The sequence below is a fragment of the Propionimicrobium sp. PCR01-08-3 genome (assembly GCF_030286045.1).
In the GTDB taxonomy this organism is placed as follows: domain Bacteria; phylum Actinomycetota; class Actinomycetes; order Propionibacteriales; family Propionibacteriaceae; genus Brooklawnia.
Map to the genome: position 1 here is coordinate 1,258,791 of NZ_CP127390.1, position 25,417 is coordinate 1,284,207.

The window sequence follows — 25,417 nt, forward strand, 5'->3', positions numbered from 1 at the left end:
CGCCGGGGGATGCCGGTTGCGGGATGCGAGAGAATAGGGCTCATGCCTGAGTCGATGCCTGCTCTTTCGCCCGAGATCGCGTCCAAGCTGAAGCGCAACGCCGACGGCTTGGTGCCTGCCGTGGTGCAGGACGCCACCAGCGGGCGGGTGCTCATGATGGCGTGGATGAGCGACGATTCGCTCGCTCTCACCTTGCAGACCAGGCAGGCGACCTACTGGTCGCGCAGCCGTCAGGAATTGTGGCGCAAGGGTGCGACCAGCGGCAACACCCAGCAGGTGCGTGAACTGTCCAGCGACTGCGACGGCGACACTCTCCTGATGATCGTCGACCAGCAGGGCCCCGCCTGCCACACCGGCGCCGAGAGCTGTTTTGATGCCGGAGGTGTGCTTCTAGCCGACGACTCGACAGGTGCTTCCGGAGCCGAGATTGACCAGGCCGGCCACCACCGAACCGGTGAGGCTGCCGAATGAGTCTCGACGAGGCCGACATTCACCCGAGCCGTGACGAGTTCGTCGCCGCCGCCGACCGCCGGGTGATCAGCGTCTACGCGAAACTGCTGGCCGACGACATCACCCCGGTCGGAGCGTTCCGGCAACTGTGCGGCGACCGGCCCGGCACGTTCTTGTTCGAGTCGGCCGAGCAGGGCACCTGGTCGCGGTGGTCGTTCATCGGCGTCAACAATGTCGCGACGCTCTACGGCGACCATGGCGAATCGGAGTGGATCGTCAACACCGATCGTCCGATCGCGGGCCTGCCCGCCACCGGACGACCACTCGAAGTCTTGGACGAAACCCTGCGGCTGCTGCACACCCCACGCGACCCAAAGTTGCCGCCGTTCACCTCCGGAATGGTCGGCTACCTGGGATACGAACTGGTACGTGAACGGGAAAACATCCCCGACTCGAATCCGGACGACATCGGCGTGCCAGAGATGGTGATGATGCTGGCCGGAGACCTCGCCGTGCTCGACCATCACACCGGCGAGATCTGGCTGATCGCCAACGCCATCAACTTCGACGCGTCGGCCGAGCATGCCGACCGAGCCTGGCAGGACGCGGCAGACCGCGTCCGAACGATGGCCGAGCAGCTGGCCGAACCCCATCAGCCGATGGCCACCGTGCGAAGCAATGTCGACCCCGCCCCGGCGAAGCGCCAACGCAGCCACGACGAGTTCGTGGCGATGGTGGAGGCCGCCAAGGAACACATCCGCGCCGGCGACATCTTTCAGGTGGTGCCCAGCCAGCGATTCGAAATCGACACCACCACCGCCGACGCGCTGGCGATCTACCGCGAGCTGCGCACCTCGAACCCGAGCCCCTACCTGTATCTGCTGCAACTCGAACGGAGCGGCAAGCGGTTCGCGCTGGTCGGATCCAGCCCGGAGGCCCTGGTCACCGTCAAGGACGGCCTGGCCACCACCCGCCCGATCGCCGGCACCCGGCCACGCGGCGCGAACCCCACCGAGGATCTCGCCTTGGAGACCGAACTGCTGGCCGACGAGAAGGAACGCGCCGAGCACCTGATGCTGGTCGACCTGGGCCGCAACGATCTCGGGCGGGTGTGCGAGCCGGGCACCGTCGAGGTCACCGAATTCATGCACGTGCATCGCTACTCGCACGTCATGCACCTGGAGGCCAGCGTGGTCGGAAAGATCAAACCGAACCTGAGCGCGCTCGACGTCACCATGTCATGTTTTCCGGCAGGAACGTTGTCGGGAGCCCCGAAGGTTCGGGCGATGCAGATCATCGACGAATTGGAGACCAGCCGCCGCGGCCCGTACGGGGGAGTGATCGGATACTTTGACTTCACCGGCGACTCGGACGCAGCCATCGCGATCCGCACCGCGCTGATCACCGACGGCAAAGCGTATGTGCAAGCCGGAGCCGGAATCGTGGCGGACTCGGTGCCGGACAGCGAAGATCTGGAGACCCGGAACAAGGCGGCGGCCGTGATCGGCGCCGTCTCGCGGGCGTCCGGCCATCGGGTTTTGTCAGTGCCAGCAGGTAGCGTCGATGCACGAAAGGGGGACCACGCATGACCACCGTGCTCGATGACATCATTGCCGGCGTCCGGGAAGACCTGGCCGCTCGCGAGGCCCAGACATCGCTCGATGAGGTGATCGCTGCGGTGGAGGGCGCACCTGCGGTTCGTGATCCGATGCCCGCCTTCAGAGCGTCCGGCCTGTCGGTGATCTGCGAGGTCAAGCGGTCCAGCCCGTCCAAGGGGGCGCTGGCCGAGATCGATGATCCTGCCGTGCTGGCGCTGGCCTACGCCGGGGGAGGTGCCGCCGCGATTTCGGTGCTGACCGAGCAACGCAGATTCGGTGGCTCCCTCGACGATCTTGATCTGGTGCGTTGGCGGGTCGACCAGCCGCTGCTGCGCAAGGACTTCATGGTCGAGCCGTACCAGATATATGAGGCCAGGGCCCATGGCGCCGACCTGATCCTGCTGATCGTGGCCGCCCTCGACGACGCGAAGCTCCGCGAGCTCTATGACGTCGCCACCGGTCTGGGACTCACTCGGCTGGTCGAGGTGCACACCCCGGACGAGGCCAAGCGGGCCGTAGATCTGGGTGCCGAGCTGATCGGGGTGAACAACCGCAACTTGAAGACACTCGACGTCGACCTGGCACGGTTCGAGCAGATCGCCGAATCGATTCCGGGCGGCATTGTCAAGGTCGCCGAGTCAGGCATCAAGTCACCGGTCGATGCGGCACGGGTGACCTCCGCCGGCGCCGACGCCATCCTGGTCGGCGAGGCGCTGGTGACCGAAGCGAATCCGGGTGCCATGATCGCCGCCATGATCGCTGCAGGCAGCCGATGATGGGTACCTCACCGGGCACCCTGCCTCACTGGGCCGGGCGCCTGAGCTCAGCCATGAATCTCTCTTCGAACGCACAAGCCGTTTCGGGCGATCCGCGTTCGGTCACGACAATATTTCAGGATCACCATGAAACTCTCTGACTATCCGGACTCCCGCGGACACTTCGACGACTTCGGGGGCAGATACGTGCCCGAAGCATTGGCTCCCGCCTTGCAGCAGCTGAACCAGGAGTTCAACGATGCGCAGGCCGACGCCGGTTTTCTGGCCGAGTTGCACGATCTGCAGGTCAACTACGCCGGACGCCCGAGCCCGCTGACCGAAGCGAAGCGCTTCAGCGAACACTGCGGCGGCGCGACGATCCTGCTCAAGCGGGAAGATCTCAATCACACCGGCTCCCACAAGATCAACAACGTCTTGGGCCAGGGATTGCTGGCCCGCAGGATGGGCAAGACCCGGCTGATCGCCGAAACCGGGGCAGGCCAGCACGGTGTCGCCACAGCGACCATCGCCGCACTGTTCGGCATGGAATGCCGCATCTACATGGGCAAGGTCGACACCGAGCGGCAGGCACTCAACGTGGCCCGCATGCAACTGCTCGGCTCCGAGGTGGTCGCGGTCGCGGCGGGCAGTGCGACCCTCAAGGACGCTATGAATGAGGCGATGCGGGACTGGGTGACCAACGTCGAGAACACTCACTACCTGATCGGTACGGTGTCGGGCCCGGATCCGTTCCCGAAGATCGTCCGCGAGTTTCAGCGCATCATCTCCACCGAGACCAAGGCGACCATGTTGGAGCGCTATGGCAGGCTGCCCGACGCGGTCTGCGCCTGCGTGGGCGGGGGCTCGAATGCGATGGGCATGTTCGCCGACTTCATCGACGATCCCGAGGTGGGGCTGTACGGCTTCGAGGCCGGCGGCGACGGCGTCGAGACCGGACGTCACGCCGCGTCCATCAACGGTGGCTCGCTCGGCGTGCTGCACGGCACCAAGACCTATATCTTGCAGGACGACGACGGCCAGACCATCGAATCGCATTCGATCTCGGCAGGCCTCGACTATCCCGGGGTGGGTCCCCAGCACGCACAACTCGCCAAGAGCGGCCGCGCCCACTACGAGCCGGTGACCGACGCCGAGGCGATGGACGCCTTCAAGCTGCTGTGCCGCACCGAAGGCATCATGCCGGCCATCGAGTCGGCCCATGCGGTTGCCGGTGCACGCAGACTCGCCCTGCGGCAGATCGAAGAGAACCCTGGATCGAAGCCGGTGCTCGTCATCAACATCTCGGGGCGCGGCGATAAGGATGTCGACACCGCGATGAAGTACTTCGGCATTCGCGGCGAAGCCGATCAGTCGACGGGAGACCTGAAGTGAACGCGCAGGCGACGACACCTGACCCACGGCTCGGTATCTCCGGCAAGCGGGTGCGGGCTGCAAATGACTCAGGCCGTGCAGCACTGGTCGGCTACCTGCCGGTCGGTTACCCCGATGTGCCGGGCTCGCTGGACGCGATGCGGGCTTTGGTGGAGGGAACCGACGGTGTGGGCGTCGATCTGGTCGAGATCGGCATGCCCTACTCCGATCCGATGATGGATGGCCTGGTCATTCAGCACGCCACCACCAAGGCGTTGGAGCGCGGGGTACGTACCCGTGATCTGTTCAGCGCAGTTGAGACCGTCGCCACCGCAGGGGCCGTGCCGATGGTGATGATCTACTGGAACCTCGTGCTCCGCCACGGCGTCGACGCCTTCGCTCGCGACCTCGCGGCAGCCGGCGGGGCCGGTCTGATCACCCCCGATCTCACTCCGGACGAGGCCGGCGAGTGGATGGCGGCCTCCGACGCGCACGGTCTCGACCGGGTCTTCTTGATCGCGCCGAGCTCGTCGGATGAACGCATCACGAAGGTGATGGGAGCCTGCCGTGGCTGGGTCTACGCCACCTCGGTCATGGGGGTGACCGGTGCTCGCGACCACACCTCGGATGCCGCCCCGGTGATCGTGCGGCGGGCACGTGAACTCGATCCGAGCCTGCCGGTCGGGGTGGGGCTCGGGGTCTCCAACGGAGACCAGGCCGCAGAAGTTGCCGGTTTCGCCGACTCGGTGATCGTCGGGTCCGCGCTGGTCAGCTGCCTGATCGACGCCGAAGATCGGGGCAGCAGTGATCTTCGTCCGCTTCGGGAAAAGGTCGCCGATCTGGCGGCCGGAGTACGCCGGGCGGACAGATGACTCCGCTCCAGATTCCGGCACCGCCGTCCAGCGGAATCAGCCTGGGCGGATTCACGCTGCATTACTACGCCCTGTGCGTGCTGGCCGGCATCATCGTGGCCGTGCTGATGGGACGTACGCGGTTCGTCCGGCGGGGCGGCAGCCCCGATCGATTCGATTCGGCCGCATTCATCATCGTCATCACCGGAATCATCGGGGCGCGGGCCTATCACGTCATCACCGACCACCAGCTGTACTTCGGGCCGGGCCGCGATCCGTGGCAGGCTCTCAACATCCGTGCCGGGGGATTGGGCATCTGGGGTGGTGTGATGGTCGGCGCTCTGGCGTCCTGGCTGATCTGCCGCCGGCACAAGCTCGACTTCGGATCGTTCGCCGACACCCTGGCACCGGGGCTGTTCTTTGCCCAGGCAATCGGACGCCTCGGCAACTGGTTCAACCAAGAACTCTTCGGACGCCCCACCGATCTGCCCTGGGGGCTCTATGTCGACTCGGCCCACCGGCCGGACGGCTACCGCGAGTTCGAGACCTTTCATCCCACCTTCGCCTACGAGATGATCACCAACACGATAGGTGGCATCTTGCTGTTGTGGGCGGAACGCCGATTCAAGCTGGGCCGGGGCAAGCTGTTCAGCTGTTACATCATCTGGTACACGCTGTGCCGGTTCTTCATCGAGATGGTGCGCATCGATCCGGCAAACGAGATCGGCGGATGGCGCATCAACAACTATGTGTCATTGATCTGCTTCGTCGGCGCGGTCATCCTGCTGATCTGGCAGTTGCGCAAGCGTCCCGGCGTGATGTGGTGGCCCTTCGGGTTCCCCGATGGCGGTGCGGGCCTGTCACCGGCACGTTCCCGTGTGCCGTCAGACGACACCAGCCCGGTCGAGCTCACCGATTCCGATGCTTCCGACATGGCAGGCCCCGAGACTCACCCCGACGACCGGTAGCCGGAGCCGGCCGTGGATCACGTGACGCGCCGCTGCGCCGATTCAGATGGTGTGCCGATGGGCCCGCCGTGGCGCGACGCCTATCCGCGCGATCTCTCAAGCTGACTCGCTTTCGTTACACGCTGTAAAAAATCTGTAACACAGGGGCGTTATTCTCACGCACTGGGCCGCGTCCGTATGCGGTGCCGAGACAGGAGTGCAGATGACCTCGTTTAGTTCAGCACCCGCCAGGCAGGGCCTTTACGATCCGGCCTACGAACACGACGCGTGTGGCTTGGCCTTTGTCGCCAAGCTTGACGGCGCACCCACCCACGGCATAGTGCTCGATGGTTTGACGGCTTTGGCCAACCTCGACCACCGCGGCGCGACCGGCGCCGACGAGGCCGCCGGCGACGGCGCGGGCATCCTGGTCCAGATTCCGGACGCCTTCTTCCGCGACGAGGTCGACTTCCTGCTGCCCGAGCCGGGCGAGTATGCGGTCGGCATGGCATACCTGCCTGAAGACGAAGCCGAACGCGACATGGCGATGATCTCCATCGAGAAGATCGCCCTGGAGGAGCGTCTCAAGGTGCACGGCTGGCGAGACGTGCCGGTCCGAACCGACACCCTGAGCCCCATCTCGCTCGGCGTGATGCCGCACATGGCGCTACTTTTCGTCTCCGATCGCAGCCACGCCGCAGGCATCGATCTCGACCGTCAGGTGTATCCGCTGCGCCGCCGTGCCCGCTTCGAGGCAGGCGTCTACTTCTCGTCGCTGTCGGCCAGGACGCTGGTATACAAGGGCATGCTGACCACCTCCCAGCTTTCCGAGGTGTACCCCGACCTCACCGATGAGCGTTTCGCCTCCGCGCTGGCGCTGGTGCATTCGCGCTTCTCGACCAACACTTTCCCGTCGTGGCCGCTGGCGCACCCCTACCGGATGATCGCGCACAACGGTGAGATCAACACGGTCAAGGGCAACCGCAACTGGATGCGGGCCCGCGAATCGCTGCTGTCGTCCGCGCTGATCCCCGGCGACCTGGAGCGGCTGTTCCCGATCTGCGACGCCCAGGATTCGGACTCCGCGTCCTTCGACCAGGTACTCGAACTGCTGCACCTGGGTGGTCGCTCGCTGCCGCATGCGGTGATGATGATGGTGCCCGAGGCCTGGCAGCACAACGACGACCTGCCGCAGGCTCACCGCGATTTCTTCGACTATCACGCCTGCCTGATGGAGCCCTGGGACGGCCCGGCTTGCATCTGTTTCACCGACGGCTCGCTGATCGGCGCCACGCTCGACCGCAATGGGCTTCGTCCCGCCCGCTACTGGGTGACCGGTGACAAGGTGATCTTCGCCTCCGAGGCGGGCGTGCTCGATGTACCGGCGTCCGAGGTCAAACAGAAGGGCCGTCTGACGCCGGGCCGGATGCTGCTCGTCGACCTGGCCGGTCACCGGTTGATCGATGACCGCGAGATCAAGGATCAGTTGGCCGCCGAACACCCCTACGGCGAGTGGCTCCAGCAGGGCCGCGTGTTCTTGGACGATCTGCCCGAGCGCACCCACATCGTGCACGGCTCCAGTTCGGTAGCCCGCCGCCAGCAGGTCTTCGGCTACTCGCACGAAGACCTCACGATGATCGTCGCGCCGATGGCCAACAGCGGTTCGGAGCCGCTGGGGTCGATGGGCACCGACACTCCGCTGCCGGTGCTGTCAGACAAGCCACGGCCGCTCTTCGACTACTTCAGTCAGCTTTTCGCCCAGGTCACGAACCCGCCGCTGGACGCGATCCGCGAGGAACTGGTCACGTCTCTCGAGGTGCGCTCCGGTCCGCAGGGCAATCTGCTGGAGCCGGACGCAGAATCGGCCAACCAGCTGGTGCTGAGCTCGCCGATCATCGATTCGGAGCAGCTGTCGAAGATCGTCCATCTGGGGGAGCGCGCCGACGATCCGAACGGGCTGACCCGGGTGATCAGCTGCCTGTACGACGCCGCCGGCGGCCCGGACGCGCTGCGTGAGCGGCTGGCCGAGATGCGCGATGAGATCACCGAGGCCGTTGACCAGGGTGCGTTGTACATCGTGCTCAGCGACCGGCACTCCAACGATTCCCGCGCGCCGATTCCGTCGCTGCTGTCGACAGCGAATATGCACCACCACCTGGTGAAGCTGAAGAAGCGCGCCAATATCGGGCTGTTCGTCGAGGCCGGCGACGTGCGCGAGGTGCACCATGTGGCGCTGCTGACCGGCTACGGCGCGGCTGCCATCAACCCATACCTGCTCTTCGAGTCGGCCGAAGACCTGGCCCGCCGCGAGCAGCTGGTCACCGTCACCCCGGAGACTGCGATCCGCAACGTGATCAGCGCCCTGGAGCACGGCCTGCTCAAGGTGATGAGCAAGATGGGCGTCTCGACGATGGCCTCCTATGGAGGTGCCGAGATTTTCGAGGCGGTCGGCCTGAATGCCGAGTTCATGGCCGAGTTCTTCCCGGGCACCAGCTCGCGGATCGAAGGCATCGGCCTGGACGAGATCGCCCGCGACGTGGCCGTGCATCACCGCAACGCCTACCCGGCGACCAACGCGCTGCCGCACCGCACGCTGATCACCGGCGGCCAATACAAGTGGCGCCGCGAAGGCGAGCAGCACCTGTTCGATCCCGAAAGCGTCTTCCGGCTGCAATACGCCACCCGCACCGGACGCTACGACGTCTTCAAGCGCTACTCGGCCAGGGTGGACGACCGGTCGTCCAGGCTGATGACATTGCGCGCCCTGCTGGACCTGAAGCCCGCGGCCGAGCCCATCGACATCGACGAGGTCGAACCGGTATCGGAGATCGTCAAGCGCTTCAGCACCGGCGCCATGAGCTACGGCTCGATCAGCCAGGAAGCCCACGAAACCCTGGCCATCGCGATGAACCGGCTCGGTGCGCGCTCGAACACCGGCGAGGGCGGCGAAGATCCGGAACGGTTGCACGACCCGGAGCGCTGCTCGGCGATCAAGCAGGTCGCCTCCGGCAGGTTCGGCGTGACCTCCGAATACCTGAGCTATGCCCGCGATCTGCAGATCAAGATGGCTCAGGGCGCCAAGCCCGGCGAGGGCGGCCAGCTGCCCGGCCCGAAGGTCTATCCGTGGATCGCCCGCACCAGGCATTCGACTCCCGGCATCGGGCTGATCAGCCCGCCGCCGCACCACGACATCTACTCGATCGAGGATCTCAAGCAGCTGATTCACGACCTGAAGTGCGCCAACCCGAGCGCTCGGGTGCACGTCAAGCTGGTGTCCGAGATCGGGGTTGGCACGGTGGCGGCAGGCGTCAGCAAGGCCAAGGCCGACGTGGTGCTGATCTCCGGCCATGACGGCGGAACCGGCGCCGCCTCGCTCACCTCGATCAAGCACGCCGGCGGTCCGTGGGAGCTCGGCCTGGCCGAGACCCAGCAGACGCTGCTGCTCAACGGGCTGCGTGATCGCATCGTCGTGCAGTGTGACGGCCAGCTGAAGACCGGACGCGATGTCATCGTCGCCGCCCTGCTGGGCGCCGAGGAGTTCGGTTTCGCGACCACCGCGCTGGTCACTACCGGCTGCATCCTGATGAGGGTCTGCCACAAGGACACCTGTCCGGTGGGTGTGGCGACCCAGAATCCGGAGCTGCGCGCGAAGTTCGAAGGCAAACCCGAGTACGTGATCAACTTCATGGAGTTCATCGCCCAGGAGGTGCGGGAATATCTGGCGATGCTCGGCTTCCGCACCCTCGAGGCGGCGGTCGGACGCGTCGACAAGCTGGAGACCCGTAAGGCCGTCGAGCACTACAAGGCGAAGGGACTCGACCTATCGCCGGTGCTGCATCAGGTCGAGGTTCCTGAGGGAACCGTGCGACACCACCGCATCGCGCAGGATCACGAACTGGACAAGTCGATCGACGTCGAGATGATCCAGATCGCCCGGCCTGCACTGGCCACCGGTGAGCCGGTGGCCGCTGTGCTGCCGATCAGCAACATCCGGCGCACCGTCGGCACTACGCTCGGTCACGAGGTCACCATGGCGACCGAAGGCCGAGGCCTTCCCGACGACACCATCCGCTTCGAATTCATCGGCACGGCGGGGCAGAGCTTCGGGGCATTCTTGCCCAGGGGTGTCAGCCTGCTGCTGACCGGTGACGCCAACGACTACCTGGCCAAGGGGCTGTCCGGTGGCAAGGTGGCGGTTCGGGCCGATCCGGCGTCCACCTTTGATGCCGGCACTCAGATTATCGCCGGAAACGTGATCGGCTACGGTGCCACCTCGGGTGAGATCTTGCTGAACGGGGTGGTGGGCGAGCGGTTCTGCGTCCGCAACTCGGGTGCCACGGCCGTGGTCGAGGGCGTGGGCGACCACGGTCTCGAATACATGACCGGCGGCGAGGCGTTGATCATCGGCTCTACCGGACGCAACCTGGCGGCCGGCATGTCCGGCGGCACGGCCTGGGTGCTCGACATGCGTCCTGAGGTGCTGAACGGCGAATACGTGGACGCGGTGCCGATGACCGAGGCCGACATAGAACGGGTCGTCGAACTGTTGAAGCGGCATCTGGAGGTGACCGGTTCGAAGCGGGCGTCCGAATTGCTCGATATGCCCCGGGCACAGCTGGCCGCCCGGTTCACCAAACTCGAGCCTCGCGACTTTGCCCGCGTGATGCGCGTACAGGCCGAAGCCACCGCCGAGGGCCTGCCCATAACGAAAGTGACCGATCGCATGATGGAGGCTGCTCGTGGCTGATCCGACTGGATTCATGACGACTCCCCGCGAGGTCGCCGCCCGGCGTCCCGTGGAGCAGCGCGTCGAGGACTGGAACGAGGTGTACCCGGGCACCCCGGGTATCTCTCTGCTGCCGATCATCGTCAAGCAGGCCGGACGTTGTATGGATTGCGGCATCCCGTTCTGCCACAGTGGGTGCCCGCTGGGCAACCTGATTCCGGAATGGAACGATCTGCTGTGGCGCGACGAGTGGCAGGACGCGCTGGAACGGCTGCATGCCACCAACAACTTCCCGGAATTCACCGGCCGGCTGTGCCCGGCTCCCTGCGAGACGGCCTGCGTGGAGGGCATCAACCGCGACCCGGTGACCATCAAGAACGTCGAGGTCGCGCTGATCGACAAGGGCTGGGCCGACCGCCGCGTCACCCCGCAGCCACCGAACTGGCACACCCTGAAGACGGTCGCCGTGGTTGGCTCCGGGCCGTCGGGCCTGGCTGTCGCGCAGCAGCTCACCAGGGCCGGCCACACGGTGGTCGTCTACGAGCGGGCCGACGCCATCGGCGGGCTGCTGCGCTATGGCATCCCCAACTTCAAGATGGAGAAGTCGGTTCTCGATCGCAGGCTCAAGCAGATGGTCTTGGAGGGCACCACCTTCAAACCGTCGACCAGGATCGGTGACGACATCACCGGCGAGCAACTGCTGGAGCGGTTCGACGCGATCGTGCTGGCCATCGGCTCCACCAGACCCCGCGGGCTGAGCGCCCCGGGCAGTGATCTGGGCGGTATCCACCAGGCGATGGAGTTTCTCACCCAGGCAACCAAGGCGCTGAACGACGAGGTGCCTGGCCAGATCACGGCCGAGGGCAAGGACGTCATCGTCATCGGTGGTGGCGACACCTCGAATGACTGCCTCGGCACGGCGCTTCGCCAAGGAGCCCGTTCGGTGACGCAACTGGAGATCATGCCGCATCCGCCGGCCGATCGTCCCGACTCGCAGCCGTGGCCGACCTACCCGATGATCTTTCGGATTGCCTCGGCAAACGAAGAGGGCGGCGAGCGGCTGTATTCGGTCAACACCACCGAGTTCCTCGGCGAGAACGGCCAGGTCTCGGGCCTGCGCATCACCGAGGTCGGCGGGCCGCAGACCAAGTTCGCCCCCATTGAGGGCACCGAGCGGATCATCCCGGCGCAGCTGGTGCTGTTCGCGATGGGCTTCCTCGGCCCGGAAACCGACGGTGTGGTGTCGCAGCTGGGTGTCGAGCTGGACGAGCGCGGCAACATCTCCCGCGACGGCAACTACCAGACCAGCATTCCCGGCGTGTTTGCGTGCGGTGATGCCGGCAGGGGCCAGTCGCTGATCGTCTGGGCGATCGCCGAGGGACGCGGTTGTGCCAACGGGGTGGACGCGTTCCTGACCGGTGAGGACAGCATCCTGCCCCGTCCGATCAACCCCAGTGATCGGCAGATGCTGGCATAACAGACGCGGTCGGCCCAGGAACGTGGGGTGCCGTCGCAAACCGAGAACAGAGGTTCGCTTCCCGGCACCCCACTTCACCTGGTCCTCAGCCAGGCAAACCAACAAGGATGGCTTGTCGGTTGGTTTGAGTTCCGCAAAGCGAGCCTATTGGTTCGAGCGAACTCAGCGGACCGACGCCCAGTAACTGCCGTCCGGGAAGCTGAACTCGTCGATGGCGGCCTGGGTCATCTCTGTGTTGTATCCCGGGTCGCCGGTGACCTGGTAGCGTCCGTTCGCGACCTTCACCGGATGGACGAAGTACTCGTGCAGGGAGTCGACGTACTCGGTCAGACGGCCCTCGTAGCTGCCGGAGACCGCGACGTAGTCGAGCATCGACATGTGATGTACCATCTCGCACAGCCCGACCCCGCCGGCGTGCGGGCAGACGGGCACCTCGAAGTGGGCAGCCAACAGCAGCACCGCGAGGATCTCGTTGACCGAGGCGAGCCGGCCGGCATCGATCTGACAGTAGTCCATGGCGCCGGCCTCGAGGAACTGCTTGAACATCACCCGGTTGTGGCAGTGCTCGCCAGTGGCGACACCTATCGGGGCGACTGCATCCCTGACCTTGCGGTGGCCGAGGACGTCGTCGGGGCTGGTGGGCTCCTCGATCCACTTCAGGTCGAATTGCTTGAGCGCGTTGACCCAGCGGATGGCGGTGGGAACATCCCAGATCTGGTTGGCGTCAATCATCAGCGGACGATGGGCCCCGATGGCTTCCCGGGCCTTCGTGCAGCGTCGGATGTCGTCATCCAGGTTCGCGCCGACCTTCAACTTGACGGCGGTGAAGCCGAGTTGTTCCTGCTCGGCGATGATGCGCAGCATCTTCTCGTCCGAATAGCCCAGCCAACCCGCAGCGGTGGTGTACGCGGGGTATCCGGCCGCCTCCAGGTCGGCGATCCGCTCCGCCTTGCCGGCCTCGGCTTGCTGAAGAATCTCCAGGGCGCGCTCCCTGGGCAGCACATCGGCCAAATAGCGGAGGTCTGCAATATCGACCAGCTGCTCGGGAGTCATCTCGGCGAGCAGCCGCCAAACCGGCTTGCCGGCGAGCCGTCCCGCCAGATCCCAGACGGCATTCATGACCGCCGATAGCGCGAGATGAACCACGCCCTTCTCCGGGCCGAGCCAGCGCATCTGGGAGTCGGACGCGAGATGCAGATAGATGCCACCCATATCGGCGGCCATCTGGTCGACGTCGCAGCCCACGAGCCGATTGCCGTATTCCTGTGCCGCCGCGCAGACGATGTCATTGCCGCGGCCGATGGTGAAGGTGAGACCGTATCCCGTCAGCTGATGGCCCCGAGCGTCGGTGCCGTCGGTGTGGATCACCACATAACTGGCCGAATAGTCGGCGTCCGGATTCATCGCGTCGGATCCAGACGCGTCCAGTGACGTGGGGAAGCGAAGGTCGATGGTCTCGACCGAAGTGATGGTGGCCATGGTTCTTCCTGTCATAGGTCGCTGCATTGAGACGGACGAGAGGGCGTGTCCCGGGCAACGAAGGTCAGGTCCATTGCCCGATCACATGAAACGAGTGGACGATCAGTAGGTGAAGGCGATCTTGCCGAAGATCTCGCCGGCTTCCATCCGGGCGAATGCCCGGCGGGCCTGGGCCAGCGGCAGCTCTTGATCGATCACCGGCGTGATGCCGGCAGTCTGCACGAAGCTGGCGAGGTTGCGCAGATCGTCGATCGACCCGGAGGTCGAGCCGTGCACCCGTAGTTCGCGGAAGAAGATCTTGGTCAGTTCGGTCTTTTCCGGTTCGCCGGTGGTGGCCCCGCAAGTCACCAGGGTGCCGCCCGAACGCAGCACGTTGATCGAATGGCTCCAGGTGGCCTTGCCGACATTGTCGATCACCGCATCGACCTTTTCGGGAAGTCTGGCACCGGACTCGAATGCCTGCTCCGCGCCCAGACCGAGAGCCCGCATCCGGCGGTGTTCGTCACGGCTGCTTGCCCAGACCCTGATGCCAGCCGCCGCGGCCAGCTGGATGGCTGCCGAGTTGACGCCGCCGCCTGCGCCCTGGATGAGCACCAGGTCGCCCGGCCGCAGCCCTGCCTGGACGAACAGCATCCGGTAGGCGGTCAGCATCGTCAGCGAACAGCAGGCCGCCGTCGTCCAGCTCATTTCTGCGGGCTTGGGAACCAGATTGAAGGTGGGCACCAGAACCGTGGACGCGAAGGTTCCGTCGAAGTTCTCCGACAACATGGAGCGCTTGGGATCGAGCGGCGCAGGCCCGCTCCAGCCGGGGCTGGTGACCACATTGTGAATGATCACCTCGTTGCCGAACTCATCGATCCCGGCACCGTCACAGCCGAGGATCCGGGGTAGCTGTTCCCGCCTCAAACCGACGCCCTTCAGCGACCACAGATCGTGCCGGTTGAGGGTGCTGGCCCGCATCGTGACCTTCGTCCAGCCCGGCTTGGCGTCCGGCTCGGGCCTTTCGCTGATCTGCAAACCGCCCAGGGGATCGGCGGAAGAAAAGGACACTGCGCTGACTGCCAACATGGTTCCCACGCTAGAGGATTTCGGCACGGCCGGCGATCGGTGCGTCCACCAGACGGTCAGAGATCCGGTGGGCAGTCCCGGACGGGCACGCTATCTGCGGAAGCGTCGTTCGGATACGGGCCTGACGGCACCGAGACCGGTAGCGGCGATCACCGGTTCTGGTCGAACCTGAATCCGCAGCGAACGCACATCGGGCGACAACCGGTGGATCTGGGTGAAAGCTGATGGGAGAAGCATGGAAGCCGGAAAGCGGCGTGTTGTCATTCTCGGGAGCAGCGGCGGAAATCTTCGCTCTCAAGGTGGCGATGAGCCCGCCAAGCTGTTGACCGAGATCGTCAAGCAACTGGAGGCCGCGGGCATGGAGGTAGCCGGTGCCCAATTCGTTTCGGCCGCCCAGCCGATGGACCATGCCACCGACCAAACCCAGGCTGCACTGTGGAGTCTCGACGACTCACGTGCCCCGGTCATCACCGCTGAAGGCGTCCTCGGCGAGATCAACATCGCAGCCCGGCGGGCCGACGCCGACCTCGCCCGCCAAGTCGCGGAGGCACAGATCGACGGATTGGTGCTGGTCAGTGCCGACCCCGGTGACACCAACAAACTGACGGTTCAGGCCGCGGCGGCCCAAGGCCTTCCAGCGGCCGGCACCGGGGGCACCTCAATCGCCGGTGCGCAGGCGGCAGGGCTGAATCTGGTGGCCGTATCGGGGACGATCGGTTCGACGAACCGCACCCGCGCGGTGTCTTATGCGTCCGGATTGGCAAAGTACTGGAAGCTCAAGTACCGGCCGTCGCTGGGCACCGCCCAGGCAGCGGGCGGACAAGGTGAATCGCCGTGGCGGCGGATCAGTATCCGTGGCTCGATCGTTCCGGCGATTCCGGCCTTCATCGCGATGGCGCTGGTGCTCGCAGTGTCGAAGATCCCCGGGATGGACGGCCTCACGCCCGCCTTCGACGCTCTGATCGCAGGCATCCCGATCGTCGTCGCTATCGTCGCGGCCCGCAAGGTCTCGGGCATGGACGAGATCGGTGCCGTGGCCGGTGCGGTGGCGGGCATCCTCGCGGTCAACGGTGGGGTGATCGGCGGACTGCTCGGCGGTCTGATGGCGGGCATCCTGGTCTATTACCTGATGAGCAAGACGCTCGCCTGGGGGTGGCCGGTCACCACGGCCAACATCGTGTCGGGTGGTCTTGCAGGCCTCGCATCGGGGCTGGTCATCTTCTTTCTGCTCGCTCCCTTCACGAGTTGGCTCGGCGAGGCCGTGAAGAACGGCATCGAGGCCGCCGTCGGGTTCAGTCCGCTGCTGGCGGGCGCCATCGCCGGGCTGATCATCTGGCCGGCCATCATGTTCGGCATCTATCACTCGGTGATCCTGCCGCTGGTGCTGGTCGAGATGAGCGAAAAGGGGCACTCCTTCTTCGGCGCTGTCGACATGGTGGGGCTGGTGATGGTCAGCCTCGGCATCACGCTGGCCAATATCGTGCGGCCACGCAGCTCGGGCGAGCGGGCGCTGGCGGCCTCGGGGGCCTCCATCAACTTCTTCTTCGGCACCTTCGTCGAGGCGGCATACCCCTTCATGTTCGCCGACCGCAAGGTGCTGGGTTCCGCGCTGGCGGCGGCGACCGTCGGGGGAGCTCTGGTGGGGCTGACCGGCTCGGAGGCGACCGCCTATCTGCCGGCCTTCGTGGCGCCGTTCGTCTCCACCAATGCCTGGGGGCTGGTGCTCTCGATGGTCGTCGCAGCGGGACTGGCTTTTACGCTCACGCTGTTGTCGAACATCGCGGCGCTGCACAAACAAGAACCTGCCGCCGCCTGAACCGGAGGTCATGCTGATACCGTCAGCCCACCGACGTTGTCAAACTCGATCCGGTGGCCCTGGGCGATCCGACGAAAGGCGTTCTTCGCTGACCGCTGAGCCCCCGACGTGCCTGCTATGTGAGCCCGTCCTCCAGGGGTAGGGTGATGCAGTCGCACGTTACGTAGGAGGGCCCAGGTCATGGCGCAGGGATTCGTCCATCTGCACAATCACACCGATTTCTCGATGCTGGACGGTGCGGCCCGCGTCGAAGATCTGATCGTGGCGGCCAAGGAGCAGGGCATGCCCGCCATCGCGATCACCGACCACGGCAACATGTTCGGCGCCTTCGACTTCTTTAAGACCGCCACCAAGCACGAGATCAAGCCGATCATCGGTTTGGAGGCCTACCTCACCCCGGGCACGCCCAGGTGGGAACGCAAACGCGTGCAGTTCGGTGACGGCACCGGCGACGATGTCGCCGCGAAGGGTGCCTACACCCACATGACCATCTGGAGCCAGACCCGCCAGGGCATGCACAACCTGTTCAAACTGAGTTCGCGCTCCAGCATCGAAGGCCAGTTCTACAAGCCCCGCGCCGACCGGGAACTGCTGAACGAATACCATGACGGGCTGATCGCCACCACCGGCTGCCCCTCGGGTGAGGTGCAGACCTATCTGCGGCTCGGACTGTTCGACAAGGCGGTGGCCTCGGCGGCCGAGTTTCAATCGATCTTCGGCAAGGAGAACTTCTTCGTCGAGCTGATGGATCACGGCCTGTCGATCGAGACGAAGGTGCGCGCCGACCTGCTGCGGCTGGCCAAGAAGATCGGCGCCCCGATGGTCGCCACCAACGACCTGCACTATGTCCACGCCGAGGACGCGAAGTCTCAGGACATCTTGCTGTGCGTGTCATCCGGATCCCGGGTGAACGAGCCCAACAGGTTCAAATTCGACGGCACTGGGTACTACCTCAAGTCCGCGGACGAGATGCGGACGCTGTTCAGTAACTATCCGGAGGCCTGCGATTCGACCTTGGAGATCGCGGAACGCTGCGAAACCGGCTTCGACGAGGGATCGGGCACCTTCATGCCGCAGTTCCCGGTGCCCGACGGCGAGACCGAGGAATCCTGGTTCAGGCACGAGGCCGAGATCGGCCTGCGCAAGCGTTTCGGCGACCCGCTGCCACACGAGATCCGGGAGCGCGCCGACTACGAGATCGGCATCATCTTGCAGAAGGGCTACCCGGGGTATTTCCTGGTGGTGGCCGACTACATCATGTGGGCCAAGAACAATGGCATCCGGGTGGGGCCGGGCCGAGGCTCGGGCGCAGGGTCGATCATCGCCTACGCGATGGGCATCACCGAACTCGATCCGCTGCGTTACGGCCTGCTGTTCGAGCGATTCCTGAACCCGGAGCGGCCCTCGCTTCCCGACTTCGACGTGGACTTCGACGAGCGCCGCCGCGGCGAGGTACTCGACTACGTGACCCGCAAGTACGGCAAGGATCACGTCGCCCAGATCGTCACCTACGGCACCATCAAGGCCAAACAGGCGGTCAAGGACTCCGCCCGGGTGCTCGACAAGCCGTTCAACGTGGGGGAGCGCATCACCAAGGCGATGCCGGCCGCGGTGATGGGCAAGGACGTCCCGCTCAAGCAGATCTTCAATCCCGAGCATGGGCGTTACGGCGAAGGGGTGGAGTTTCGCGAGCTCTACGCGTCCGACCCCGAGGTCGAAGAAGTCGTCGACACCGCCCAGGGCATCGAGGGCCTGAAGCGGCAGTGGGGCGTGCACGCCTGCGGCGTCATCATGGGATCGGTTCCGCTGACCGACGTCATCCCCGTGATGAGGCGCGAGCAGGACGGCGCCATCATCACCCAGTTCGACTACCCGAGCGCCGAGTCGCTGGGCCTGGTCAAGATGGACTTCCTGGGCTTGCGTAACCTCACGGTGATCGACGACGCGCTGCACAACATCGAGCGCAACCAGGGCGAGAAGATCGACATCAACCAGATCGCGCTCGACGATCCGGCCACCTTCGACCTGCTGCAACGCGGCGACACCCTCGGCGTCTTCCAGCTGGACGGCGGCCCGATGCGTGCCCTGCTGCGCTCGATGCGACCCGACCAGTTCGAGGACATCTCGGCAGTCGGTGCGCTGTATCGTCCGGGCCCGATGGGCGCCGACTCGCACAACAAGTACGCCAGGCGCAAGACCGGACGAGAACCGGTCACGCCCATTCACCCCGAGTTGGAGGAGCCACTCAAGGACATTCTGGGCGAGACCTACGGCCTGATCGTCTATCAAGAGCAGGTCATGGCCATCGCCCAGCGGTTGGCCGGCTACACACTGGGCGCCGCAGATCTGCTGCGCCGCGTGATGGGCAAGAAGAAGAAGAAAGAACTGGACGCCCAATACGACCGGTTCCGCGACGGCATGCTGGGGCGCGGCTATTCGCAGGCCGCCTTCCAGACCGTCTGGGACATTTTGGTCCCGTTCTCCGACTACGCCTTCAATAAATCTCACTCGGCCGCATACGGCCTGGTCAGCTATCAGACGGCCTGGCTGAAGGCCAACTATCCGACCGAATACATGGCGGCCCTGCTGCAGTCGGTGAAGGACGAAAAGGACAAGTCGGCGGTCTATCTGGCCGAATGCCGCCGGATGGGCATCAAGGTGCTACCGCCCGACGTCAACGAGTCCGAATCGATCTTCACCGCTGTCGGCTCCGACATCCGCTTCGGGCTGGGCGCCGTGCGCAATGTCGGCGAGAACGTGGTGAAGGCGATCATCGCCGGGCGTGAAGAACACGGCCCGGCCACCGATTTCTACTCCTACCTCGACAACATTCCGCTGGCTGCCTGCAACAAGCGGGTCACCGAATCGTTGATCAAGGCGGGCGCCTTCGACTCCTTCGGGCACTCCCGGCGCGCCCTGATGGAGATCTTCGAGAACGCCGTCGACCAGGTGACCGAGCTCAAACGCAACGCCGAACACGGCCAGGATTCGCTGCTCGGCGGCTTCGGCATGGCGGACGAGTCTGCGACGCTGGCCCACGAACCGGTGCCCGAGATCGAGGACTGGGACAAGCGGACCAAACTCGCCTTCGAGCGCGAGATGCTCGGCCTGTACGTGTCGGATCACCCGCTCAATGGTCTGGAGCATGTGCTGCAGACCGAACGGTCGACGACCATCGCTGGCTTGAGTGAACGCGGTGAGGGCGCCCAGGGCTCGACCCAGACCATCTGCGGAATGATCACCCAGGTGCAGCGCCGGCAGACCAAACAGGGCCGCATCTGGGCATCGCTGATCGTCGAGGACATGGACGCGTCCATCAACGTCTCGGTCTTCCCGAATGTCTACGAGCAGGTGGCCGGTGAGCTGGTGCCCGACTCGATCGTCCGGGTGAAGGGACGCGTGAACGTGCGTGACGACTCGGTCGAGCTGCACGCCGACACCGTGACCAGCATGGACGTGACTTCCGCGGACAACCGCCCGGTGATCATCGAGATGAGGGTCAACCGTTGCACACCGGGAGTGGTCGACTCGCTGCGCGGCGTGTTGTGCGCGCACCCCGGCCCGACCCAGGTGAGGTTGCGGCTGAAGAGCCCGGACAGCTCCACCCTCTTCCAGTTAGCCGACGAATTGCGGGTCAGCCCCTCTCAGCCTTTGGTGGCCGACCTGAAGGCGCTGCTGGGCCCATCCTGCCTCGGGGTGTGATTTCCGGCCCTACGGCGAATCCGGTGACCTCGTCCCGGCGCGAAGCATCGCCGATCCGAAGCCTCCGCTCGGCGCCCATTGTTCGTCACGCCCTAGACTGAGGAGCGGTCGCGGCAATACCGCGGCCGCTGGCGGCACGAGCATCCGAGATGAGGAAGGTGTTGATGAGCGACACAGCAGCCGACAACAGGCTCACCGAGGACGTGACCGTGCCCGTTGCCGAACCCGGACGCGGTATCCCACCGGCCGGCGACAAGGCCCGGCGTCGCCTGAACCCGGATTCGTTAGGGGTGCGGATCGGCTTGTACCTCGCCATCGTCGTGCTCTTGGGTGTCGTGGCAGGGCTGGTCTGGCATGCGATCGTGAAGTTGCCGACCTATCTGACCAGTGACGACGGCTCGGTTCAGATGACCGAGCGCGCCATCGGCCAGATCTTCGCCATCGATGCGATCTTCGTGATCATCGGTCTGCTCGTCGGGGTCGTGCTGGGGCTGGTGGCGTGGTTCCTCTTCAACAAGATGGGCTGGCCACTCGCCGTCATGGCGACACTCGGCGGCTTGGCGAGCGGAGGAACCTGCTGGCTGATGGGGATCATTCTGGGCCCGAGAAACTTCGCGGAACGAGTGGTGTCCGCGAACGTGGGAGACCAGGTGCCGATCGACTTCCAACTGCACACAGTGTCCGCGCTGCTGGTCTGGGCGCTCGGCGCGATCATCCCGGTGATGCTGTACGCGAATCTGAGCCGTGAGGACGACGGCGACGAGTCAGCCGACGCGTCCGATGTCGGCGAAGCTCGCTCCGACAGCGCCGGCAAGATCGCGAGCGGCTAGTTCCACGGAAAACCCGCGCCTGCCACCCGACACCAGCATGGTGTCGAACTGCAACGCCGACTCGTCGATGAAGACCGGAAGCTGGCGTTTTTGCCCAATCGGAGAGATGCCGCCGACGATGTAGCCGGTGAGGCGTTCGGCGTCCGCCGGGTCGGCCATGGTGGCCTTCTTGGCGCCGGCGGCCTGGGCCAGGGCCTTCAGATCGAGTTGGCCGGAAACCGGCACCACGGCGCACACGTGCGGGTGCTTGGCGCCGGTGAGTTCGGCGACCAGAGTTTTGAACGTGCGGTGCGGGTCGACGCCCATCACCGCGACGGTTTCTTCACCGAAATGATGGTTGCCGGGGTCGTGCTCGTATTCGTGAACGGTGAACGGCACCTTGGCACGGGTCAAGACGGTCGTGGCCGGGGTGGCCGCCCCGGCAGTCTTGCGTTTGCTCATACTCGACACATACCAGAACCCGGCAACCACGACGCTCGACCGCAAGATGTCCGCGTCTCGGCTCTTCACGTCAATAGCGGACGCTCGCGGAGACGCTCGATCGCAAGATGCGCGCGCAGCTGGCCGCATCACGAGGATGACCGGAAAGAACCGGTGGATACCGCCGGCAAGACTGGTCCGCGCCAGGCACGCGTGCACCATTAGAATCGGGTATGTGCTTTCGGTGATCGACCTGACCAATCAAACCCTGGATGACTATTCGGCCGTGTTGCCGCGCGGACGCTTCGACGTCGACCATGCGGTGGCCACCGTGCGTCCGATCAGCGAGGCGGTGCGCGACGAAGGGGTGGACGCCCTGCTGCGCTTCAGCGAGCAGTTCGATCATGTGATTCCGGCCGATCTCAGGGTGCCCGCCGAGGCGCTCCGAGCCGCCCTCGGCGAGCTCGATCCGAAGGTGCGCGAAGCGATCGAGGTGTCGATCGAACGCCGCCGCAAGGTGTGCGAACAGATCGAGACCGAACCCCAGTGGCGCAGCGTCGAGCTCGCCCCGGGCGCGGTGGTCGGCAACGAGATGGTTCCGGTGCGCAGAGTCGGATTGTATGTGCCCGGGGGGCTGGCCCCGCTGGCCTCCAGCGTCGTGATGAACGTGGTGCCCGCCCAGGTCGCCGGAGTCTCCTCGCTTGCGGTGGCGACTCCGCCGCAGGCCGAGTTCGGCGGCCTGCCGCACCCGGTGACCCTGGCCACCTGTGCGCTGCTCGGTGTGGACGAGGTCTATGCGGTGGGTGGCGCCCAGGCGATCGCGATGTTCGCCCACGGAGTGGCCGGATTGTGTCCCAGGGTCGATCTGGTGACCGGGCCGGGCAATATCTATGTGGTCGCGGCGAAGAGGCTGCTGCGCGGGGTGGTCGGCATCGACGCGGAGGCCGGCCCGACAGAGATCGCGGTGCTGGCCGACGATACCGCCGACCCGCGTTTCGTCGCATCCGACCTGATCAGCCAGGCCGAACACGATCCGATGGCCGGATCGGTGCTCATCACGCCCAGCCGGACCCTGGCCGAGCAGGTGCAGGCCGAGGTGGCCGCCCAGGTCGCCGCACTCGCCACCGCCGAACGCCTGACGAAGGCCCTGACCGGCGAGCAATCGGCGATCGTGCTGGTCAAAGACCTCGACCAGGGTGTCGAGGTCGCGAATGCCTACGCGGCCGAGCATCTCGAGATACAGACGTCCGATGCGGTGCAGGTGGCGCATCGCATTCACAATGCCGGCGCGATCTTCGTCGGTGACTACGCGCCGGTGCCGCTCGGTGACTATTCGGCGGGCTCCACGCATGTGCTGCCGACCGGCAGCGCGGCGCGCTACTCGTCCGGGCTGACGGTGCGCAGCTTCATGAAGTCGATCCACGTCATCGCGTACTCCCGCGAGGGGCTGGCCGCGATAGGCGAGGAAATCATGAACTTCGCGCATGCCGAGAATCTGCCCGGCCACGCCGCGGCCATCGACGTCCGGTTGGGGGAGCAGCGATGAGCGCGGGCAGCGACATCACCTTGGACCAGTTGCCGCTGCGTCCCGAGCTGGTCGGCCAGGAGCCCTACGGTGCTCCGCAACTCGATGTGCCGGTGATGCTGAACGTCAACGAGAACCCATATCCGCCGAGTTCCAAGGTGCGCATCCAGATGGCCGAGGCCATCCGTGACCTGACCAAGACGATCAACCGGTACCCCGACCGGGAGGCCCTGGCGCTGCGGCAAGATCTGGCGCGCTATCTCGGATTCGGACTCGGCGCCGAAAACATCTGGGTGGCCAACGGCTCCAACGAGGTGATGACCCATCTGCTGCAGGCCTTCGGCGGTCCCGGACGCACCCTGCTGGCCTTCACTCCGACCTATTCGATGTATCCGGAGTATGCGCGCAACACCCACACCGGATATGTCACCGTGCCCAGGAAACACGACTTCACCGTGGACGCCGAGCTGGTGCTCTCGGCGATCGCGGAACACCATGCCGACATCGTGCTGATCTGTACCCCGAACAACCCGACCGGCACCCAGACCCCGGTCAGCGTCATCGAGGAGATCTGCGCCGGCACCGATGCGATGGTGATCGTCGACGAGGCCTACCAGGAATTCACCGAGGTGCCGGCCGACTCCTCGCTGGCCCTGCTGCCACGCTTCGGCAAGCTCGTGGTGAGCCGCACCATGAGCAAGGCATTCGCCCTGGCCGGTGGACGCGTCGGTTACTTCGCGGCGGCCCCGGCGGTGGTGGATGCCTGCCGGATCGTCCGGCTGCCCTATCACATGTCGGCCCAAACCCAGGCGGTCGCCCGGGTGGCGCTTGCCCACACCCCCGAGATGCTCGGGCAGGTTGATGCCCTGCGGGATTCCTGCCAGCAGATCCAGCAATGGCTGCGCCACCTCGGCCTCGAAGTCATCCCCAGCCAATCGAACTTCTGTCTGTTCGGCCGTTTCGCAGACCGGCATGCCGTCTGGCAAGCACTTTTGGACCGTGGTGTGCTGATCCGGGAGACCGGGCCGCAAGGATTCCTGCGGGTGTCGGCGGGAACCGGCCAAGAAATGTCAGAGTTCCGTGCTGCACTGAGTGACATCCTTCCCGACCACCAGGTGCTCAGCCCAGATGAGGAGCCAGCCAGATGACCAACGAGCCACGTATCGCCGAGATCCACCGGGCGACCAGTGAATCAGATGTGCACGTCAAGCTGAACCTCGACGGCACAGGGGAATCCACCATCAGCACCGGCGTCGGCTTCTACGACCACATGCTCACCGCTTTGTCGAAGCACTCGCTGATCGACATGGAGGTCGCCACCACCGGAGACCTCTTCATCGACGGACATCACTCGATCGAGGACACCGCGATCGCGATCGGGCAGGCCCTGGGTCAGGCGCTCGGCGATAAACGGGGCATCCGCCGCTATGCGGACGCCACCGTTCCGTTGGACGAAGCCCTGGCCAGGTGTGTGGTCGACGTAGCCGGCCGACCCTATGCGGTGGTCAGCGGCGAACCGGAAAGCCAGATCACGGCGCGCATCGGCGGCACCGACCCGCTGTACGCGGGGTCGATGACCGCCCACGTGGTCGAGTCACTGGCCTTCAACGCCGGCATCTGCGTCCACCTGACCCTGCTGGCCGGACGCGAACCGCACCACATCGTGGAGTCCGAATTCAAGGCGCTGGCCCGCGCGCTGCGCTTCGCTGTCGAACCCGATCCGCGGGTGAGTGGCATCCCCAGCACCAAGGGTGCGCTGTGACGGCTTCGGTCAAGGTCGGAGTGCTCGACTACGGGTCGGGCAACCTGCACTCGGCCTGCCGTGCCCTCGCCGCCGCCGGGGCCGAAGTCGAGCTGGGTTCCGAGCCCGGTGACTTCGCCTCGTCCGATGCTCTGGTGGTGCCCGGAGTCGGTGCGTTCGCCGCTTGCATGGCCGGGCTGCACCAGGTCGGTGGCGACGACCTGGTGCGCGACTGGGTCGCGGCCGGACGCAAACTGCTCGGCATCTGCGTGGGCCATCAGGTGCTGTTCGCACGGGGCGTCGAGCGCGGCATCCAGGCAGACGGCATCGGCGTGTTCCCGGGAACCGTCGAGAGGCTTACCGCCACGAGGCTTCCGCACATGGGCTGGAACACCGTCGAGGTGCCCCGGCCGGCCGGGGTCTTCGAGGACTTGGGTGAGAGTAGGTTCTACTTCGTCCACTCGTACGGGGTACATGCCACCGATGACGATGGCACGCCATCCGTACCGCCAGATGCCCGCATCACCTGGTGCGAGCATGAAAAAGATAGGTTCATCGCTGCCGTTCAGTGGGGAAGTGTGACCAGCACTCAGTTCCATCCCGAGAAATCGGGAGCCGCCGGTGCCGCACTACTCCGCCATTGGCTGATGAGTTAGGCTCG

Annotated in this window: 18 protein-coding genes; 15 read left to right on the forward strand and 3 right to left on the reverse strand. The window is 65.4% G+C overall.

Features of this window, described 5'->3' with window-relative positions:
* Nucleotides 1–42 precede the first annotated feature (42 nt).
* From hisI to QQ658_RS05825, 8 genes are all read left to right on the forward strand, one after another.
* Nucleotides 43–471: a phosphoribosyl-AMP cyclohydrolase gene (gene hisI, locus QQ658_RS05790; RefSeq protein ID WP_286026709.1), complete on the forward strand. Its 429-nt coding sequence runs from the start codon at nucleotides 43–45 to the stop codon at nucleotides 469–471.
* Nucleotides 468–2,039 (forward strand): anthranilate synthase component I, encoded by a 1,572-nt coding sequence (locus QQ658_RS05795; RefSeq protein ID WP_286026710.1) that lies wholly within the window; start codon nucleotides 468–470, stop codon nucleotides 2,037–2,039. The genes hisI and QQ658_RS05795 overlap by 4 nt, the downstream gene beginning before the upstream one ends.
* Nucleotides 2,036–2,824 carry an indole-3-glycerol phosphate synthase TrpC gene (gene trpC, locus QQ658_RS05800; RefSeq protein WP_286026711.1) on the forward strand — a complete coding sequence of 263 codons (789 nt, stop codon included), beginning with the start codon at nucleotides 2,036–2,038 and terminating at the stop codon, nucleotides 2,822–2,824. The genes QQ658_RS05795 and trpC overlap by 4 nt, the downstream gene beginning before the upstream one ends.
* A 126-nt stretch (nucleotides 2,825–2,950) precedes the next feature.
* Nucleotides 2,951–4,195, forward strand: coding sequence for a tryptophan synthase subunit beta (trpB, locus tag QQ658_RS05805; RefSeq protein ID WP_286026712.1), 1,245 nt, complete (start codon nucleotides 2,951–2,953; stop codon nucleotides 4,193–4,195).
* A gap of 35 nt (nucleotides 4,196–4,230) precedes the next feature.
* Complete coding sequence (trpA, locus tag QQ658_RS05810) at nucleotides 4,231–5,046, forward strand: tryptophan synthase subunit alpha (RefSeq protein WP_286027041.1); 816 nt, start codon at nucleotides 4,231–4,233, stop codon at nucleotides 5,044–5,046.
* Nucleotides 5,043–5,993 (forward strand): prolipoprotein diacylglyceryl transferase, encoded by a 951-nt coding sequence (gene lgt, locus QQ658_RS05815; RefSeq protein WP_286026713.1) that lies wholly within the window; start codon nucleotides 5,043–5,045, stop codon nucleotides 5,991–5,993. Before trpA ends, lgt begins: the two co-directional genes overlap by 4 nt.
* A 202-nt stretch (nucleotides 5,994–6,195) precedes the next feature.
* Nucleotides 6,196–10,719: a glutamate synthase large subunit gene (gene gltB / locus QQ658_RS05820; RefSeq protein ID WP_286026714.1), complete on the forward strand. Its 4,524-nt coding sequence runs from the start codon at nucleotides 6,196–6,198 to the stop codon at nucleotides 10,717–10,719.
* Nucleotides 10,712–12,175 (forward strand): glutamate synthase subunit beta, encoded by a 1,464-nt coding sequence (locus QQ658_RS05825; protein WP_286026715.1) that lies wholly within the window; start codon nucleotides 10,712–10,714, stop codon nucleotides 12,173–12,175. Before gltB ends, QQ658_RS05825 begins: the two co-directional genes overlap by 8 nt.
* Before the next feature lie 162 nt (nucleotides 12,176–12,337).
* Here the strand turns inward: QQ658_RS05825 and QQ658_RS05830 are convergent, their stop codons facing one another.
* Together QQ658_RS05830 and QQ658_RS05835 are read right to left on the reverse strand one after the other, a co-directional pair.
* The gene (locus QQ658_RS05830) at nucleotides 12,338–13,654 is read right to left on the reverse strand and encodes an enolase C-terminal domain-like protein (protein ID WP_286026716.1); all 1,317 of its coding nucleotides are present in this window, start codon (nucleotides 13,652–13,654) and stop codon (nucleotides 12,338–12,340) included.
* Nucleotides 13,655–13,756: 102 nt separating this feature from the next.
* Nucleotides 13,757–14,722 carry a zinc-binding dehydrogenase gene (locus QQ658_RS05835; protein ID WP_286026717.1) on the reverse strand — a complete coding sequence of 322 codons (966 nt, stop codon included), beginning with the start codon at nucleotides 14,720–14,722 and terminating at the stop codon, nucleotides 13,757–13,759.
* 235 nt (nucleotides 14,723–14,957) lie between these two features.
* Here QQ658_RS05835 and QQ658_RS05840 point away from each other — a divergent pair, with 235 nt between their 5' ends.
* The 3 genes from QQ658_RS05840 (at nucleotide 14,958) to QQ658_RS05850 (ending at nucleotide 21,070) form a co-directional block, all read left to right on the forward strand.
* Entirely contained in the window at nucleotides 14,958–16,538 is a 1,581-nt protein-coding gene (locus QQ658_RS05840; protein ID WP_286026718.1) for a hypothetical protein, read from the forward strand.
* Nucleotides 16,539–16,718: 180 nt separating this feature from the next.
* Nucleotides 16,719–20,240 carry a DNA polymerase III subunit alpha gene (gene dnaE, locus QQ658_RS05845; protein ID WP_286026719.1) on the forward strand — a complete coding sequence of 1,174 codons (3,522 nt, stop codon included), beginning with the start codon at nucleotides 16,719–16,721 and terminating at the stop codon, nucleotides 20,238–20,240.
* A gap of 164 nt (nucleotides 20,241–20,404) precedes the next feature.
* Entirely contained in the window at nucleotides 20,405–21,070 is a 666-nt protein-coding gene (locus QQ658_RS05850) for a hypothetical protein (RefSeq protein ID WP_286026720.1), read from the forward strand.
* On the opposite strand, the gene ybaK is transcribed toward QQ658_RS05850, so the two are convergent.
* Nucleotides 21,005–21,511 carry a Cys-tRNA(Pro) deacylase gene (ybaK, locus tag QQ658_RS05855; RefSeq protein ID WP_286027042.1) on the reverse strand — a complete coding sequence of 169 codons (507 nt, stop codon included), beginning with the start codon at nucleotides 21,509–21,511 and terminating at the stop codon, nucleotides 21,005–21,007. The genes QQ658_RS05850 and ybaK overlap by 66 nt on opposite strands.
* 214 nt (nucleotides 21,512–21,725) lie before the next feature.
* Between ybaK and hisD the strand changes: the two genes are divergently transcribed.
* Genes hisD through hisH form a run of 4 tightly spaced genes read left to right on the forward strand, consistent with a single transcriptional unit; the run spans nucleotide 21,726 to nucleotide 25,412 of the window.
* On the forward strand, nucleotides 21,726–23,036 hold the full coding sequence (gene hisD, locus QQ658_RS05860) for a histidinol dehydrogenase (protein ID WP_286026721.1): 1,311 nt from the start codon (nucleotides 21,726–21,728) through the stop codon (nucleotides 23,034–23,036).
* The gene (locus QQ658_RS05865) at nucleotides 23,033–24,163 is read left to right on the forward strand and encodes a histidinol-phosphate transaminase (protein WP_286026722.1); all 1,131 of its coding nucleotides are present in this window, start codon (nucleotides 23,033–23,035) and stop codon (nucleotides 24,161–24,163) included. The genes hisD and QQ658_RS05865 overlap by 4 nt, the downstream gene beginning before the upstream one ends.
* Nucleotides 24,160–24,777, forward strand: coding sequence for an imidazoleglycerol-phosphate dehydratase HisB (gene hisB / locus QQ658_RS05870; protein WP_286026723.1), 618 nt, complete (start codon nucleotides 24,160–24,162; stop codon nucleotides 24,775–24,777). The genes QQ658_RS05865 and hisB overlap by 4 nt, the downstream gene beginning before the upstream one ends.
* Nucleotides 24,774–25,412: an imidazole glycerol phosphate synthase subunit HisH gene (gene hisH / locus QQ658_RS05875; protein ID WP_286026724.1), complete on the forward strand. Its 639-nt coding sequence runs from the start codon at nucleotides 24,774–24,776 to the stop codon at nucleotides 25,410–25,412. The genes hisB and hisH overlap by 4 nt, the downstream gene beginning before the upstream one ends.
* The last annotated feature ends 5 nt before the right edge of the window (nucleotides 25,413–25,417 follow it).

What these genes read in the sequence shown, in the direction of transcription:
- hisI (WP_286026709.1), top strand. Translation starts at nt 43, where the DNA reads ATGCCTGAGTCGATGCCTGCTCTTTCGCCCGAGATCGCGTCCAAGCTG.
- QQ658_RS05795 (WP_286026710.1), top strand. Translation starts at nt 468, where the DNA reads ATGAGTCTCGACGAGGCCGACATTCACCCGAGCCGTGACGAGTTCGTC.
- trpC (WP_286026711.1), top strand. Translation starts at nt 2,036, where the DNA reads ATGACCACCGTGCTCGATGACATCATTGCCGGCGTCCGGGAAGACCTG.
- trpB (WP_286026712.1), top strand. Translation starts at nt 2,951, where the DNA reads ATGAAACTCTCTGACTATCCGGACTCCCGCGGACACTTCGACGACTTC.
- lgt (WP_286026713.1), top strand. Translation starts at nt 5,043, where the DNA reads ATGACTCCGCTCCAGATTCCGGCACCGCCGTCCAGCGGAATCAGCCTG.
- gltB (WP_286026714.1), top strand. Translation starts at nt 6,196, where the DNA reads ATGACCTCGTTTAGTTCAGCACCCGCCAGGCAGGGCCTTTACGATCCG.
- QQ658_RS05830 (WP_286026716.1), bottom strand. Translation starts at nt 13,654, where the DNA reads ATGGCCACCATCACTTCGGTCGAGACCATCGACCTTCGCTTCCCCACG.
- QQ658_RS05835 (WP_286026717.1), bottom strand. Translation starts at nt 14,722, where the DNA reads ATGTTGGCAGTCAGCGCAGTGTCCTTTTCTTCCGCCGATCCCCTGGGC.
- QQ658_RS05840 (WP_286026718.1), top strand. Translation starts at nt 14,958, where the DNA reads ATGGAAGCCGGAAAGCGGCGTGTTGTCATTCTCGGGAGCAGCGGCGGA.
- dnaE (WP_286026719.1), top strand. Translation starts at nt 16,719, where the DNA reads ATGGCGCAGGGATTCGTCCATCTGCACAATCACACCGATTTCTCGATG.
- QQ658_RS05850 (WP_286026720.1), top strand. Translation starts at nt 20,405, where the DNA reads ATGAGCGACACAGCAGCCGACAACAGGCTCACCGAGGACGTGACCGTG.
- ybaK (WP_286027042.1), bottom strand. Translation starts at nt 21,511, where the DNA reads ATGAGCAAACGCAAGACTGCCGGGGCGGCCACCCCGGCCACGACCGTC.
- QQ658_RS05865 (WP_286026722.1), top strand. Translation starts at nt 23,033, where the DNA reads ATGAGCGCGGGCAGCGACATCACCTTGGACCAGTTGCCGCTGCGTCCC.
- hisB (WP_286026723.1), top strand. Translation starts at nt 24,160, where the DNA reads ATGACCAACGAGCCACGTATCGCCGAGATCCACCGGGCGACCAGTGAA.